General features: G+C 53.2%; 13 protein-coding genes and 5 tRNA genes. 12 read left to right on the top strand and 6 right to left on the bottom strand.

All coding sequences use genetic code 11. From position 1 onward, the window contains the following. Window positions 1-8: 8 nt before the first annotated feature. Both QCD60_RS28325 and QCD60_RS28330 read left to right on the top strand, forming a co-directional pair. Complete coding sequence (locus QCD60_RS28325) at window positions 9-1,238, top strand: 4-phosphoerythronate dehydrogenase (protein WP_279790585.1); 1,230 nt, start codon at window positions 9-11, stop codon at window positions 1,236-1,238. 3 nt (window positions 1,239-1,241) lie between these two features. Continuing rightward, window positions 1,242-1,931 (top strand): flagellar brake protein, encoded by a 690-nt coding sequence (locus tag QCD60_RS28330; RefSeq protein ID WP_104153803.1) that lies wholly within the window; start codon window positions 1,242-1,244, stop codon window positions 1,929-1,931. 158 nt (window positions 1,932-2,089) lie between these two features. Here the strand turns inward: QCD60_RS28330 and QCD60_RS28335 are convergent. After that, window positions 2,090-2,165 (bottom strand) — tRNA-Glu (locus QCD60_RS28335). Window positions 2,166-2,360: 195 nt separating this feature from the next. Between QCD60_RS28335 and QCD60_RS28340 the strand changes: the two genes are divergently transcribed. The 6 genes from QCD60_RS28340 (at window position 2,361) to QCD60_RS28365 (ending at window position 4,396) form a co-directional block, all read left to right on the top strand. Further along, window positions 2,361-2,436 (top strand) — tRNA-Asn (locus QCD60_RS28340). 2 nt (window positions 2,437-2,438) lie between these two features. Further along, window positions 2,439-2,515 (top strand) — tRNA-Pro (locus tag QCD60_RS28345). Between the two features lie 40 nt (window positions 2,516-2,555). Further along, window positions 2,556-2,632, top strand: a tRNA-Pro gene (locus tag QCD60_RS28350). A gap of 54 nt (window positions 2,633-2,686) precedes the next feature. Next, a tRNA-Pro gene (locus QCD60_RS28355) sits at window positions 2,687-2,763 on the top strand. 86 nt (window positions 2,764-2,849) lie between these two features. After that, complete coding sequence (locus QCD60_RS28360) at window positions 2,850-3,923, top strand: oxidoreductase (protein ID WP_279790588.1); 1,074 nt, start codon at window positions 2,850-2,852, stop codon at window positions 3,921-3,923. Then, window positions 3,920-4,396 carry a heme-degrading domain-containing protein gene (locus QCD60_RS28365; RefSeq protein WP_279790590.1) on the top strand — a complete coding sequence of 159 codons (477 nt, stop codon included), beginning with the start codon at window positions 3,920-3,922 and terminating at the stop codon, window positions 4,394-4,396. The genes QCD60_RS28360 and QCD60_RS28365 overlap by 4 nt, the downstream gene beginning before the upstream one ends. Before the next feature lie 81 nt (window positions 4,397-4,477). Here QCD60_RS28365 and QCD60_RS28370 read toward each other — a convergent pair whose 3' ends face one another. After that, the gene (locus QCD60_RS28370; RefSeq protein WP_279790593.1) at window positions 4,478-4,834 is read right to left on the bottom strand and encodes an Hpt domain-containing protein; all 357 of its coding nucleotides are present in this window, start codon (window positions 4,832-4,834) and stop codon (window positions 4,478-4,480) included. Window positions 4,835-5,326: 492 nt separating this feature from the next. Between QCD60_RS28370 and QCD60_RS28375 the strand changes: the two genes are divergently transcribed. After that, window positions 5,327-6,301: a hypothetical protein gene (locus QCD60_RS28375; protein WP_279790595.1), complete on the top strand. Its 975-nt coding sequence runs from the start codon at window positions 5,327-5,329 to the stop codon at window positions 6,299-6,301. A gap of 119 nt (window positions 6,302-6,420) precedes the next feature. On the opposite strand, the gene QCD60_RS28380 is transcribed toward QCD60_RS28375, so the two are convergent. The 4 genes from QCD60_RS28380 to QCD60_RS28395 are packed head-to-tail and all read right to left on the bottom strand — an operon-like array spanning window position 6,421 to window position 11,093. Next, on the bottom strand, window positions 6,421-7,392 hold the full coding sequence (locus tag QCD60_RS28380; RefSeq protein WP_279790597.1) for an ABC transporter permease: 972 nt from the start codon (window positions 7,390-7,392) through the stop codon (window positions 6,421-6,423). Window positions 7,393-7,404: 12 nt separating this feature from the next. Further along, window positions 7,405-8,505, bottom strand: a complete 1,101-nt coding sequence (locus QCD60_RS28385; protein ID WP_279790599.1) for an ABC transporter permease — start codon at window positions 8,503-8,505, stop codon at window positions 7,405-7,407. Then, a complete protein-coding gene (locus tag QCD60_RS28390; RefSeq protein WP_279790602.1) occupies window positions 8,502-10,091 on the bottom strand; it encodes an ABC transporter ATP-binding protein in 1,590 nt (529 codons plus the stop codon). The genes QCD60_RS28385 and QCD60_RS28390 overlap by 4 nt, the downstream gene beginning before the upstream one ends. 12 nt (window positions 10,092-10,103) lie before the next feature. Beyond that, on the bottom strand, window positions 10,104-11,093 hold the full coding sequence (locus QCD60_RS28395) for a BMP family ABC transporter substrate-binding protein (RefSeq protein WP_279790605.1): 990 nt from the start codon (window positions 11,091-11,093) through the stop codon (window positions 10,104-10,106). Between the two features lie 581 nt (window positions 11,094-11,674). Here QCD60_RS28395 and QCD60_RS28400 point away from each other — a divergent pair. The 3 genes from QCD60_RS28400 (at window position 11,675) to rdgC (ending at window position 14,731) form a co-directional block, all read left to right on the top strand. Beyond that, window positions 11,675-12,676 (top strand): HD-GYP domain-containing protein, encoded by a 1,002-nt coding sequence (locus QCD60_RS28400; RefSeq protein WP_279790607.1) that lies wholly within the window; start codon window positions 11,675-11,677, stop codon window positions 12,674-12,676. Between the two features lie 276 nt (window positions 12,677-12,952). Further along, window positions 12,953-13,582 (top strand): peptide-methionine (S)-S-oxide reductase MsrA, encoded by a 630-nt coding sequence (msrA, locus tag QCD60_RS28405; RefSeq protein ID WP_279790609.1) that lies wholly within the window; start codon window positions 12,953-12,955, stop codon window positions 13,580-13,582. 243 nt (window positions 13,583-13,825) lie between these two features. Next, window positions 13,826-14,731, top strand: a complete 906-nt coding sequence (gene rdgC / locus QCD60_RS28410; RefSeq protein WP_279790612.1) for a recombination-associated protein RdgC — start codon at window positions 13,826-13,828, stop codon at window positions 14,729-14,731. The last annotated feature ends 53 nt before the right edge of the window (window positions 14,732-14,784 follow it).

Here is a 14,784-nt window from a genome sequence, read left to right on the forward strand (position 1 = left end):
AGAGCCATATGACAGCACCTACGGCGGGGCGACTACGTATTGTTGCCGATGAAAATATGCCGGGTCTTACCACCCTTTTCAACGACATCGGCAGCCTGACTGCGCTCCCCGGCAGAACTATTACCAGGCAAGACTTGCTGCAGGCCGATATTCTTCTGGTACGCTCGATTACCAGAGTGAATCAGGCACTGCTGGAAGGAACACCCGTTAAGTTTGTCGGCAGCGCCACTATCGGAACCGATCACCTGGACATACCCTGGCTGGACAACAATCATATCACCCATACCAATGCCCCCGGATGTAACGCTGACTCCGTTGCCGATTATGTTATTGCCGCCCTGGCTCATCTGTCTCATCAGGACGGCAGCAACTGGTTTACCAACAAGACCGCCGCCGTTATCGGTGCCGGCAATGTTGGCAGCAAGGTTGTCCAACGCTTGCGAGGCCTCGGTCTGCACGTTCTGGTAAACGACCCACCACGTCAGCAACAACATCCAACTGATGATCCGCACTTTGTCGACCTGAATACAGCCCTCAGTGCTGATATAATCTGCTGCCACACGCCACTGGTAAGATCAGGCGACTTCCCAACCTATCATCTTCTGAATGAGCCTCAGATCAGCGCCATACGCCCCGGCACATTACTGCTGAATGCAGGTCGTGGAGACGTCATCAACAATCAGGCACTTCTAGAGCGGATGCAACGACAAAACGATCTGGAACTGGTTCTGGATGTATGGGAAAACGAGCCACGCCCGTTACTGGACCTAATTCCGTACACTCGCATCAGCACTCCGCATATTGCGGGATACAGCCTTGATGGACGATTACGAGGCAGCTGGATGATCTACCAGGCGCTGTGCAAATTCGCTGGCATTCAACCCACAGTCTCTTTTGACCAGCTGGTGCCGGAGCCCACCATCCGGGCAGTATCCTGCACAGCCTCCATTTCATTGCCGGAATGCTTTAACCTGATCCCTCTGGCACTCGATTTGAGCCGGGAGGACCAGCGTTTTCGTCGAACATTGAGCGCTGCAGTGGCTGACGAGCTGGCATCTGCCTTCGATACGCTGCGAAAGACTTACCCGCTCTCACGTGAACTACGTCAACTACAGGTTAGAGTGGACAAGCAAACGACTGCCACCTATAACAAGCTGACGTCATCTCAGCAGCCACAGCCTGATGCTGCAGAAACGACAAAACTATTGCATGCTCTAGGCTTTTCGATAACGGAATAATCGATGACGGTGGATCAAGACAGTACCCCTCACTCCCTTGACGATTTAGCATTACGCATTGGCGATCCGCTCTATCTGGAAACGCTTTCACCCACTACACGATATGTAGTGCGTTTAATGGGTTATGTAGCGGGAAAAAGCATGCTGGTTACCGCCCCTCTTGCACAAGGGCGCCCCATCCTGCTGAAGGAAGGCAAGCCAATACGCGTAAAGCTATTGGCAGAAAACCGTGTTTGCGGCTTCAGCACCGTTGTCATCAAAGCCTGCATGACACCATTCAATTATCTGCATCTGAGCTACCCCAAGGATATTGAAGTACTGGAATATCGTAAGGCCAGTCGCATCAGTGTGCGCCTGATCGTATCGCTGGATGAAATGGTTGAAGACAGCACGCCAGGTAGATGGCCCAAGCCTGCACTCTGTACCGACATCAGCACAACGGGGGCCAAGATCAGCTCGAGCGAACCGTTGGTAGATATTGGTGAGTCACTCTATATGACGGCCCGATTAAGCGTGGCCAATGTGGAGCAAATCGTTCGCATCCCACTGATTATCCGGAACAGAACACTGGAGGAGGATGAAGGAGGCCAGACCATATTCCATCATGGCGCCGAATTTGCCTATTTGGATGAAGAAACCAGGGTAGTACTGTCAGGTTTTGTGTATGAACAGATACTAAAAAACAAACGATGACCGTTAGTTTTTCTAAAAATAAGGGTAGCGAAAGCTTAAAAGAAAGGGTGGCCAAGACCACCCGACAAGAAGGGGTGTATCACTACTACTTCAATCAAGCGTAAGCAAGACGTATAACCTGCTTTCACCATGCCTAATCCCTAGCACAAACCTGACAATGGCGTCCCATAGGGAGTTCGAAGCCCTGTTACCGCCATGAAAGGGCGGTGTACAAGACCACTAGACCAATGGGACGAAAACGGACAATCAGCTTTGCAGTGCGCAATTTTGAAGGAGCGCATATGTTACTGACTTGCTACAGACAGGTCAAGAATGCTTATAACATTTCCCCACTCAATACAAGCCATTGATAACGCAAAAAAAATATCACTCCCGCTTGACCTGATCTAACCATCTCATTAATATGCGCCCCGCAGTTGAGCAAGTCGTTCCTCGATAGCTCAGTCGGTAGAGCAGCGGACTGTTAATCCGTTGGTCGCTGGTTCGAGTCCAGCTCGAGGAGCCATTCGGAGTGTAGCGCAGCCTGGTAGCGCGTCTGCTTTGGGAGCAGAATGTCGGGGGTTCGAATCCCTCCACTCCGACCAACTCATGCATTTTCCACTCTACACAGTCAGTTTGACATATCGGAGTGTAGCGCAGCCTGGTAGCGCGTCTGCTTTGGGAGCAGAATGTCGGGGGTTCGAATCCCTCCACTCCGACCACTGATGTTAAACTTGATACCTTTTACTCCAGCAAGACTAAAGTCTTGTACCTGTCGGAGTGTAGCGCAGCCTGGTAGCGCGTCTGCTTTGGGAGCAGAATGTCGGGGGTTCGAATCCCTCCACTCCGACCATCCTTCGTTACTATCAAATACATACTCAACTTGACTAAGATGCCGACTGGCGTAGCCTTAGCGTGGTTCTCTCACCAAGGTTCACCATGAGCGTATCAACCTCTCAACCATCCCGCACAGGCAACGGGCCTATTCGTGTTGGTATCATTGGCTACGGCTTGTCAGCCAAAGTATTTCATATCCCCTTTCTCCGAACTCTGCCTGAGTACCGCCTGCAAGCTATCTGCAGCAGCCGAACAGCTGAGATCAACGAAGCGCTACCCGGTATCAAAGTTGTTGAAGCGCCGTCCGACCTCTGCGCCGATGATGATATCGATCTCATTGTAATCACCAGCCCCAATAGCAGCCATTTCAACCTGGCACACATGGCACTGAAACATTACAAGCATGTCGTAGTGGAAAAACCCTTTACGACATACTCAGAGCAGGCATTCGAGCTGGCAGAGTATGCTGATCAGCAGCACTGTTGTATCAGCGCCTTTCACAATCGCCGCTGGGATGGCGACTTCCTGACAGCTCGCCAACTCATGGAGTCAGGCCGTCTCGGCAACGTACACGTCTTTGAAAGTCGTTTCGATCGTTTTCGCCCTGAAGTACGCCAGCGCTGGCGTGAACAACCAGGAGAAGGCACTGGCTACTTATGGGATCTTGCACCACACCTGATCGACCAGGCACTGGCCTTATTTGGTATGCCCCACAGCCTGACAGCACGCGCCCTCCCATTACGGACCGGCGCAACTACATGTGACTATGTCCATCTGCAGCTCCACTACCCCCAACGAGAAGTCATTCTCAATGCCAGTCCCTACATGGCCGCGAAACCAGCGTTACGCTTTCTGATTCAGGGAGATGCTGGCAGCTACATCAAATATGGACTGGATCCTCAGGAAGAACGCCTGACAGCAGGCATACAACCTGCCGAACCAGGCTGGAACAAGGAAGACGAACATCACTGGGGAGTGCTGTTTGATGGCAATGGCAAAGCTGAACATGTTTCGACACAACCTGGTGACTATGGCATTTACTACAGCAAGCTGGCCAAACACATACACGGCCATGGTCCTAATCCGGTTTCCGCAACCAATGCCGCGCAAGTTATACGCCTCATAGAGCTGGCAGAACTCAGTCAAACACAACAGAGCACACTGGAATTGGCATGAAGACCGCAGATGAACTGCTAGAACAGGAACAACAATTACTGCTCCCTTACTTCAACAACGAGTCAGCCTGGCGCCTGGGCACCCTGATTCGCGACCACGCCAGTCATATCAATGCAGCTGTTGCCATCGATATACACGCGTTCGGTCAGCAACTGTTCTTCAGTGCGCTACAGGGCAGCCAGCTGGACAACCTGGAGTGGATTCGCAGGAAACGTCAAAGCGTACTGCGCTTTGGTCACAGCACACTGTATCTGCGGCGTTTTCATGAATCGAAGGGCAGAGTTTTCGAGGAGCAGGTGCATATTGATGTTACAGAATACAGTGGCCATGGCGGCGGCGTGCCTCTGCGACTCAAAGAGGGAGGCCTTATTGGCGCAGTGTGTGTAAGCGGTTTACCTGACACTGAAGATCATGCTGTTGCCGTACAAGCTTTACTGCAGCTGATAGAAGAAATGAATAGCAGTGCTTCGTAGATAACAAAAACTCATCGTATGCGGTCAGCAAAAAGGGCGTGCCATCAGATGATGGCACGCCCTTGGTCAACCATGATGTCATTACGAGACGCTCGCCAGCCATTCGCTCACAGCAGCGGTAGTCAGCTCCAGCACCGGCGGCAGCCGTTTCATGACCACGTTAACAGCCATTAACTGACCACTTCGCGCGCTGGTTTCCATCTGCATGGCCATCTTGGCCAGCTGCTGAGCCCCGATACCAGCAGAACTACCTTTCAGATCATGTGCTACAAGCGTCGTCTGCGCAGTATCACCAGCACTCACGGCCTGCATCAACCTCTCTACCTTTCCGGGCAGGTCGTGCAAATATCCCTGTACGAACGCCTTCATCGTCGCGTTTGACGTATCTTCCGCTAACTCCAACAAGGGCGTTGGATCAAACACCTTGATCTCAGTCACTATGATTAACCTTATTAATGTGAAAGCCACTAGCCGCGCAAAGTATACTCGCCCCAAACCAGCACAGCACATCCATCACTCAATACTTGCGCCATAATTTCACGATTGCATGACTATCCACTAAAGCGGAACTGTTTTCCGGATGGATTGCCACTAACCTTGAGAAACACGACTCAGATGGAACAGATTGTCGATGTATAAAAAGACACCTGAGCTGGCAAAAGGTTACCTACTGTTACTGGTTAACAGATTGGCTTTTTCTTACGCTACGCCTACTTTTAAGTCTATACATAGCCATCTGAACACCTAGCTGATGCCAGCACACATGTACGTGGATATTGGCAAAAAGGCAGTTTTACAGGTAACAAGCCAGGAGCAAAGCTGACCAACCTTCCACTCAACTTGATGCAAGACGTGTACAACAATAACTCAAGGCCGGTGACTCTGCTGAATAGCGGTTACTGCAGGCAACGCAACACAGGATAACGCTCTATGGCCACCCACCAATCTTCAATATGCGTAGTGCTGGAAGACTCCAGCGGCGGCGGTGAGCACCTGGAAACCCGTCTGAAGATGCTTGCCGATCAATCCACTCTAGCCAGAGAGTGCTGGATTCAAACCAGTCAACAGGGCTCTGAACGCGCTCGCAATCTGCTGAGCAGTAAAAAATGGCCCTGGCCAATCACCATCGTTGAAGTTGAAGACAATCGATTAGCCCAGGCACGCAACAAAGCCATAGAAGAAACCCATTGCCAGTGGATCATCTTCTGGCAAGAAAATTTCATGTGGCAGCCCCATACTCTGGAGGCCATGACGACCGACAGTCACAGAGACTCTCCCGTCATGGTATTCAGCAACGTTGAGCTTAAAGGTGCTGGCCATACTCCCCAACCCACACTGTTTGAACACTGGCCCGGCTTCCGTCGCTTCTTTAACCATTCGCCCTGGCGTCCGATTTCACTGAAAGGCAGTGCTTTCCAGAGCCTGCTCGGAGAACCTGTATGCTGTGGGTCAGCCGTTCTGTACGCTGTTGAAATATTGAGGCGTAGTGGTGGCATCAGCGAGAACCTTCCCACCGAAGCACAGCTTTGGGACGCCTGCCTGAGACTCAGCCTGCAAGGGATAGTCAGTGCCACTCCCTACCCCTGGGTCAGCTGGCAGCAGTCAGGTACGGACAGCACGCTACCTTATATTCGTGCCTGTGAAGCAATTCATGAGCGCTATGCCGTGCAATTAGCCAGACTGCCCATGCTGATGAAACGTCGCGCCAAAGCAAGACTGGCACAAGCCTACAGTCACCTTTATCTGGCGTTGAAATGCCCGGGCCAGGCCATTGCTCACTTGCTGCGCGCTTCATATCAACTGCCTGAGAGACGCACCTGGCAAGGATGGCATGCAGCCTTCAGCCATCTCTGGCAACAGCTGCTCCCCCCACGCTATTCAGGTGGGCAGCACACACCGGCGTAATCGCACTGTTACCTGCCCCCGCACAAACAAAAACGGCGCCCCTTTCTGAAGGTTGCGCCGTTTTTCATCGTTGAGAATGTGCAGGTGATGTCAATGACTGACATCACCTGCACATAGCATTAACGCTCTTTGGTATAAGGCTCGCCAATTGCCTTAGGAGCGATGGCCTTGCCGATAAAGCCAGCTAGCAGTACCACCGTCAGGATATAAGGCAGTGACTCGATCAGCTGTACTGGCACCACGCCAATGCCAGGCACTTCAACCCCTTGCAGGCGAACCGCCACAGCATCAAGGAAGCCAAACAGCAGGCAAGCAAACATTACGGGCACAGGGCGCCACTTACCGAAGATCAGTGCTGCCAATGCCATATAGCCCTGACCAGCCGTCATATCACGGACAAACTGCGCATTCTGAGCCGTGGATATATAGGCGCCCGCCATTCCACACAGCACGCCATTGAGCATCAGCGCCCGGTAACGCAGCCAGGCAACGGAAATACCCGCGGTATCGACAGCCTTGGGGTTTTCACCCACAGCCCGCAGACGCAAGCCAAAACGACTACGATAGACAATCCACCAGACTACAGGCACGGCTGCGAACGCGATGTATACCAGAATGTTGTGCCCACTGATCAGCTCGTAGTACAACTCACCCAGCACAGGCACATTTTTGACAGCTTCAGCTCCGGGCAACACGATTTCCGTGAATCGTGCTGTATTTGGCAGATTGGGAGTCTGCCCGCCCTGATGGAACCACACCAGCCCCAGCACAATGGACAGGCCAGCAACCAGAATATTGATAGCCACCCCACTCACTACCTGATTACCCCGATGGGTGATACAGGCAAAGCCATGCAACATGGCCAGCGACCAGGAGACGACTATGGCTGCCGCCAGCCCCATCCAGGCAGAGTTAGCCAGGTAAGCAACGCAGGCAGCAGTAAAAGCACCTGCCAGCATCTTGCCTTCCAGACTGATATCCACCACACCGGAGCGCTCTGAGAACAACCCGGCCAACGCAGCCAGAATCAATGGCGCTGAGACCCTGACGGTCGCATCAAGGGTCAGCACCGCAATCACATAAAAATCCATGAGTGCTTCTCCTTATGCAGCCTTACTGGACAACAAACGCACCAGCAAAGGCCGATACATAAACTCCAGCGCACCGCAAAACAGAATGATCAGCCCCTGAATCATCACCACCATGTCACGGGTGATATTGGGCATATCAAACGCAAGCTCGGCGCCCCCCTGATAGAGCGCACCAAATAGCAAGCTGGCCAGAACGATTCCGACAGGATGATTGCGCCCCATCAATGCCACGGCGATACCGACGAATCCATAACCAGCACTGAAGTCCAGTAACAGACGGTGCTGCACACCCAGAATCTCGTTGACCCCAACCAGCCCGGCCAGAGCACCTGACAAGCACATGACCCAGATGATGACCTTGGCAGGCTTGATGCCGGCATACACCGCCGCGGTGCTATTGCTGCCCACCGTACGCAGCTCGTAACCCCAGCGCGTACGCCAGATCAGCAACCAGACCAGCACACAGCAAACCAGCGCCAGGAAAAAAGAGACGTTCAATGGTGACTCATCGAAGCTGATTCCCATTCCCGCAAGCATATTGTGGATAAAGGGTAGCCAGGCGACTTCTGCGAACTCCCGGCTGGAAGATGACATCTGACCCGGGTCTTTCAGCACATGGGACAGCAGATACACCATCAGTGACGATGCCAGAAAGTTAAACATGATCGTGGTGATGACCACATGACTACCGCGCCTGGCCTGCAGATAGCCGGGCAAAAAGGCCCAGGCCGCCCCGAAGAGCGCACTGGCAATCACTGCCAGCGGGATCAGAATCCAGGCAGGCAGATAGGCATCCAATGCCAGACAGGCCAATCCAGCCCCTAACCCGCCTATATAGGCCTGCCCCTCCCCACCGATATTGAACAGACCGGCATGAAAAGCTACGGCTACAGCCAGGCCAGTGAATATGAAGTTGGTAGTGTAATACAGGGTGTAACCGAACCCTTCCTGATAGCCAAATGCGCCATAAAGCATGATCTTGGCCGCTTCAATCGGGCTTTCACCGATCATCAGGAACACAATGCCAGTTACCAGAAACGCAGAAATAATATTCAGTGCAGGCAATAACGCCTTGTTCGCCCAACCAGGCAATGCACCAGCGGGTTGACTCATGCGCTCACCCCTTCTTGCTGAGCGTTAGCCATCAACAGACCCAGTGTCCGCTCATTGGCCTCAGAAGCGTTAACTTCACCAGTAATTTGGCCATCGCACATCACCAGAATGCGATCGCTGACCGACATGATCTCTTCCAGCTCCACCGATACCAGCAGAATGGCCTTGCCAGCGTCACGCATCGCTATGATGCGCTGGTGAATGAACTCGATGGCTCCAATATCCACACCCCGCGTCGGCTGACCGATCAGCAGCACTGCCGGATCGTGCTCCATTTCTCGCGCCAGAACGATTTTTTGCTGATTACCACCGGAGAAGTTGGCGGACTTGAGATGAGGATCACGCGGACGAATATCATAAGTCTCCGCCTTTTCCTTGTATGAGCTAAGAATCGCCTCCTGATTCATCAGCACTTTGCCATTGAATTCAGGGTAATGATGGTGACCGAGTATTGCCGACTCCTTGGCAGAGAAGGCCGTTACCACGCCCATTCGATGACGATCCTCAGGCACATGGGCCAATCCCAGTTCCCGCAGTTGAGCAGGATCCTTGGGTGACTCGGCAGAGATACTGGCGCCACCCAGGGTAATGGTACCGCTACCGACCGGAAGAATGCCTGACATGGCCTCAAGCAGTTCGCTCTGGCCGTTACCAGACACCCCGGCAATCCCTACCACCTCACCGGCGCGCAACTGGAAGCTGACGTCCTTGACCCGACGAACGCCCTGCGCATCATTAACACACAGGTGCGACACTTCCATCAGTACCTGACCGGCCTGAGCATCTGCCTTGTTTACCTGCAACAGCACCTTGCGTCCGACCATCAATTCGGCCAGCTCTTCCTTACTGGTTTGCCCCGTCAGGCGATGAGCCACCATTTCACCTGCGCGCATGACGGCAACCTGCGTGGTGGCATCGATAATCTCACGCAGTTTATGGGTAATCAGGATGACAGTAACGCCCTGTTCACGCAGCGAGAACAGAATGCGGAACAGTTCGTCAGTCTCCTGTGGCGTCAATACCCCGGTCGGCTCATCCAGTATCAGAATGCGCGCACCGCGATACAGCGCCTTGAGTATTTCTACCCGCTGCTGCAAACCCACAGACAACTCGCCAACAATGGCATCAGGATCCACTTCGAGATTGTACTCACGCCCCAGACGCAACAGCTCATTGCGCACGTGCTCGCGGCCCTGGCGCAGCAATGCTCCGCCCTCAGCTCCCAGCATGACGTTCTCTATAACGCTGAAGTTATCCACCAGCATGAAATGCTGATGCACCATACCGATACCCGCACGGATAGCATCCTGCGAGGAGCGAATGGTACAAACTTTGCCATCTACCTTGATTTGCCCTTCATCGGCTTCGTAAAAGCCGTAGATGATGCTCATCAGGGTCGACTTGCCTGCACCGTTCTCACCGACGATACCTTGAATGGTGCCGGCTGGTACGCTGAGGGAGATGTTCTTGTTGGCCTGCACGGCACCAAAGCGTTTGCTGATATTGATCAGCTCCAGTGCAGGCGGCGATGATGCCGCTGAAGCCGGGTCTTTCGACCCGGCCGGCTGTGAGGTATGCACAGTCATGAGATTAGCTGATTACTCGCAGGCGTTGTTGGACATGTAATCGTGAACTTTGATCTTGCCGGAGATGATGTCCTGCTGGATGGAATCCATCTTGGCTTTCATGTCGGCAGTGACCAGCTCCTTGTTGTACTCATCGTACGCCCAGGAAACGCCGTTTTCCGCCAGACCCAGTACTTTCACACCGGGTTTCCAGCTACCGTCAGCCACTTCCTTAATAGTGTTGTAGGCAGCTACGTCGACACTCTTGACCATGGAGGTCAACATGGTGCCGGGATGCAGATAGTTCTGGTTAGAGTCTACGCCGATGGCATACTTGCCTTCATCCTTGGCAGCCTGATAGACACCGATGCCGGTACCGCCTGCGGCAGCAAATACCACATCTGCGCCACGATCAAACTGACTCTTGGCCAGCTCACCACCTTTACCGGGGTTATTCCAGGCGGCTGGGGTTGAGCCCGTCATGTTCTGGAAGACTTCGATGCCGGGGTTAACAAACTTGGCACCCTGCTCGTAACCGCATTCGAACTTACGAATCAGGCCGATATCCATGCCACCAACAAAGCCGACTTTGCCAGTTTTGCTAGCCATGGCTGCCAACGCACCCACCAGGAAGGAACCTTCGTGCTCCTTGAATACGATGGATTCAACGTTAGGCTTGTCGACCACCATGTCGATAATGGCGAAGTGAGTATCGGGGAACTCGGTAGCAACCTTCTCAAGGGCATGGGCCTGATTGAAGCCTACCGCGATCACCGGATTACTACCACGCTTGGCCATGCGACGCAGGCCCTGTTCAATCTGGGAGTCGTTAGCAGGCTCGAACTCCTTGACCTCTGCACCCGTTTCGTCGGCGTAACGTTTGACACCCTTGGAAACCGCCTCGTTGAACGACTTGTCAAACTTACCGCCCATGTCATACACGACAGCAGGGCTAACGTCAGCTGCCTGCGCCCCGAAAGAAACGGTCATTGCAACAGCAGCAGCCATCAGAGTTCGTTTCATAGCTCACCTTCAAGCTTGAATAGTTATTAATAAAAGTAGCATCGAAATGTCGAAACAGCAGCTGAATGGCTTTCAGCTGCCGAAAGGGCGTCAATAGTAATGTCCGCCCGTTTTTAAGTAAAAAAAAACCGTCAGACTGGTTAAAAAACAATAGGCCAGCTTATCGTCATTCAGCCATTCAAAGTGCTCGCACTGAAAATACCTGTTTCCGACTGGCAGCAAGCGCCTGGCAAGAACCGCTCTCTGACAAATCAGCCGGGACAGATGCAACAACTTGGCCAAGTGGTCAAGAAATATAAAAATTCTTCCCAAACAATGCTTATCACCTACTCTCTTGCAATCGTTCTTGTGGTAGACCAAAAACAGTTAAGAGCTGGATAAAGACTAATTTGACCGTTTGGATACATTTTTGCTCACCCCCAGGAAAGACCGCACCAAAAGCAGGCAAACGTTTCGCTACACTTTTTCGGCGGCTGACCGCTAATAGATCTCAGACTAGGTGCTAACTGTTACGAAAAGTGATACATATAGCGACCTGACATTCATCTCGGTAACACCGTAATGCTCAAGGAGATACGACGTTGAGCAATGTTGCAGAGCCCACCACTGATGGCATCCCACCTGGTAAGGGCAAGCCGCGCGACTTTGAAGTCGAGCTGATCAGTGCCCGTGCCATTCACCAGAAAGCCGTCAATCTGCTACGCGGCGTTAGCCTCAATGTGCAAAATCAGGCGCCAGTTGATTACAGCGCAGTAGCCAACTGCTCCCAACTCATACAACGCTCCCTGGATCGCAATGCCGATGCGCTGATCTGTGTCGGTCGCCTGCGCAGCCCCGAAAACTACATTTATGAGCACTCTGTTAACGTCGCCATTCTGCTGGGCAATTTCGGTCTGTTTCTGGGAATGAAATCCTCCATGATCAGCGAACTGATCACCGGGGGGTTGCTCCATGATATTGGCATGATGCTGATCCCCCAGCGTATTCGCGATAAAACGGACAAACTGACCCCTGATGAATTTAAAGTTATTCGCCAGAGCCCGCTCTATTGCGAATCGCTACTGCGCGATTTACCCGATGTTTCTCCCTTGACCATGACGGTCGCTACCCAGAATTACGAGAATTTCGACGGCAGCGGTTATCCCTATGGACTGAAAGGCAAAAAAATCAGCCTGTACGGTCGTATGGCGGCAGTGGTCAACACCTATGATGCAATGACTGTCGATCGCTTTCACAAGGGAGCCCGCCCTCCGGCTGCGGTATTAAAGACCATTCTGCAGCTCAAGAACACGCGTTTCGATCCTGAAGTGGTAACCCGTTTCATCACCTGCATGGGCGTGTTCCCGGTCGGTTCTCTGGTTGAACTGCAAAGTGGAAAAATTGGCTTTGTGATGAAGCTTGCAGCCAAAACCCGCCAGCCTGCGGTGGTGCGCACCGTGTTTCATATCGGACGCAATGAGCATTTACCCCCGGAAGATATCTGGCTGGAGTCACGCCTCGGGGCACCACCCCAGGATGTCCTGCGCGGCCCATTTATACCGGGTGAAAAATTCCCCGCACTCGACTTCGAAATCTATATCTGACCCTCGACTAAGCCTGATCGCGCAATGGGATCAGGCTTCACACTGGCGCCGGCATTCAGTGAACAATGACAGAGAGATCAGCCTCAGAACCCTCCACCGGGTATTCTCAGCCTCCACTCCCCCTTTTACCCCCTTGATAGTTACTGAATCGTACCCACAATAAGGCTCTCGGCAGACTAACCTGCCCACGATCTGCCCTTCCAGCTCAGCGAAGTTCACGTGCGCCGCTGGCAAGGGTTGGATGCCCCTATTCAAAAGCAGTATGTAGAGGTTTGTATGCGTCAGAAGAAACTGGAAATGCCCACCGCCGAGGAAGCCCTTCCCGGCCGCGCGCAGTCGATGGCTGTCGCCGACAAGCACACCGTTCTGGGCAACCCGCTGAAAGCCCCCTTCCCTGAAGGCATGGAGTGCGCGCTATTTGGCCTGGGATGCTTCTGGGGGGCTGAACGTAAATTCTGGCAGCAACCCGGGGTATACAGCACCGCGGTTGGTTACGCGGGAGGCCTGACACCTAACCCCACCTATGACGAAGTCTGCACCGGCATGACGGGCCACAACGAAGTCGTACTGGTGGTGTTCGATCCACAGCAGACTTCCTATCAGAACCTGCTGAAAGTGTTCTGGGAAGTACACAACCCTACGCAAGGTATGCGTCAGGGCGGTGATATCGGTACTCAATACCGCTCCGGTATCTACACCTTGTCGGACGAGCAGCTGCAACAGGCACTGGATAGCCGTGAAGCCTTTGCCAGCAAACTGCAGGATGCAGGCTTTGGTGCCATCACCACCGAAATCATGCAGGCACCTGAGTTTTTCTATGCAGAAGACTATCACCAGCAGTATCTGGACAAGAATCCGCAGGGTTACTGTGGACTGGGTGGCACCGGGGTGACCTGCCCTATCTGATCTCCCAGCACCTCGGAACCCCCTCACCTCCCTGCATACCGTTCAATCACAGAACAGCCATCATCTTCCTGCTGAACAGAGCCGGAAGATGACTGGCAACTGCTCGCGTCATGAGTACAATAGGGTCCGCACAACTGGGCAAATATCCAGTTAAATGCCGATGAGACTCATTCCTTATCGCTGATTGCCATTCACTGCACCGGTGCCTGATGGATACCGGCATGACCACCAAGCGGGTGACTGATGCTATTTCGCAATTTGATCATTTATACCTTCAGCCAGCCTTTTGAGCTCGACGATGAGCAGTTGCATCAGGCCCTGGAAGCCCATCGGTTTCAGCCTTGCTCCAGCCAGGAACAGGAACAACTGGGCTGGGTCAGCCCGATGCAGAATGATCCTCAGGTGTTCAATCTGCAAAGCCAGGGCTTCTACCTGCTGAAAGCCAAACGTCAGGAAAAGTTGCTGCCAAGCCAGGTCGTCAACGAAAACCTGCAGGAGAAGCTGGAAAAGATCGAAGACGAACAAGGCCGCCGCCCCACGCGGAAAGAGCGGCAGGACCTGAAAGATCAGGTCATTCTTGAATTGCTACCTCGTGCCTTCAGCCGCCATCAGCATTTCTTTGTGTGCATTGCCCCTTCACAGGGATGGCTGGCCGTCGACACCGCCAGTTACGCCAAAGCAGAGCCTCTGCTTAATCTGTTGCGCGAAGGACTGGGCTCGCTGCCAGTGATTCCACCACGCGTCAAACAGGCACCACAGGCAGTCATGACCACCTGGCTGAACGACTTCAGCTCGTTGCCCGGCGATGTCACTGTCGGTGATGAGTGTGAACTGCGCGACCCGCAGGAAGACGGAGGCATCATCCGTGTGCGTCGTCAGGCGCTGGACAGCGAAGAGATACAGACACACCTTGATGCCGGCAAACAAGCCACGCGCCTCAGCCTGCACTGGCAGGACAGTTTGAGCTTCACCCTCTGTGATGACTTAAGCCTGAAGCGTCTGCAGGCCAGCGAGCGGTTGCAGGATGAGCTGGACAATAACCAGACCGATACCCTGGATCAGGAGCTGGATGCACTGTTCACCCTCAGCGCACTGGAACTGAACCGTCTGATTCCCGTGATGATCGAGTGGTTCGGCGGCAAAGAGTAATCGCACCCAGCTATCCACAGCCGCACACTGCTACGGCAACTGTACGACTGGCT

This window comes from Pokkaliibacter sp. MBI-7 (genome assembly GCF_029846635.1).
Taxonomy (GTDB): Bacteria; Pseudomonadota; Gammaproteobacteria; order Pseudomonadales; family Balneatricaceae; genus Pokkaliibacter.

What these genes read in the sequence shown, in the direction of transcription:
- QCD60_RS28325 (WP_279790585.1), top strand. Translation starts at nt 9, where the DNA reads ATGACAGCACCTACGGCGGGGCGACTACGTATTGTTGCCGATGAAAAT.
- QCD60_RS28330 (WP_104153803.1), top strand. Translation starts at nt 1,242, where the DNA reads ATGACGGTGGATCAAGACAGTACCCCTCACTCCCTTGACGATTTAGCA.
- QCD60_RS28360 (WP_279790588.1), top strand. Translation starts at nt 2,850, where the DNA reads ATGAGCGTATCAACCTCTCAACCATCCCGCACAGGCAACGGGCCTATT.
- QCD60_RS28365 (WP_279790590.1), top strand. Translation starts at nt 3,920, where the DNA reads ATGAAGACCGCAGATGAACTGCTAGAACAGGAACAACAATTACTGCTC.
- QCD60_RS28375 (WP_279790595.1), top strand. Translation starts at nt 5,327, where the DNA reads ATGGCCACCCACCAATCTTCAATATGCGTAGTGCTGGAAGACTCCAGC.
- QCD60_RS28380 (WP_279790597.1), bottom strand. Translation starts at nt 7,392, where the DNA reads ATGGATTTTTATGTGATTGCGGTGCTGACCCTTGATGCGACCGTCAGG.
- QCD60_RS28385 (WP_279790599.1), bottom strand. Translation starts at nt 8,505, where the DNA reads ATGAGTCAACCCGCTGGTGCATTGCCTGGTTGGGCGAACAAGGCGTTA.
- QCD60_RS28390 (WP_279790602.1), bottom strand. Translation starts at nt 10,091, where the DNA reads ATGACTGTGCATACCTCACAGCCGGCCGGGTCGAAAGACCCGGCTTCA.
- QCD60_RS28395 (WP_279790605.1), bottom strand. Translation starts at nt 11,093, where the DNA reads ATGAAACGAACTCTGATGGCTGCTGCTGTTGCAATGACCGTTTCTTTC.
- msrA (WP_279790609.1), top strand. Translation starts at nt 12,953, where the DNA reads ATGCGTCAGAAGAAACTGGAAATGCCCACCGCCGAGGAAGCCCTTCCC.
- rdgC (WP_279790612.1), top strand. Translation starts at nt 13,826, where the DNA reads ATGCTATTTCGCAATTTGATCATTTATACCTTCAGCCAGCCTTTTGAG.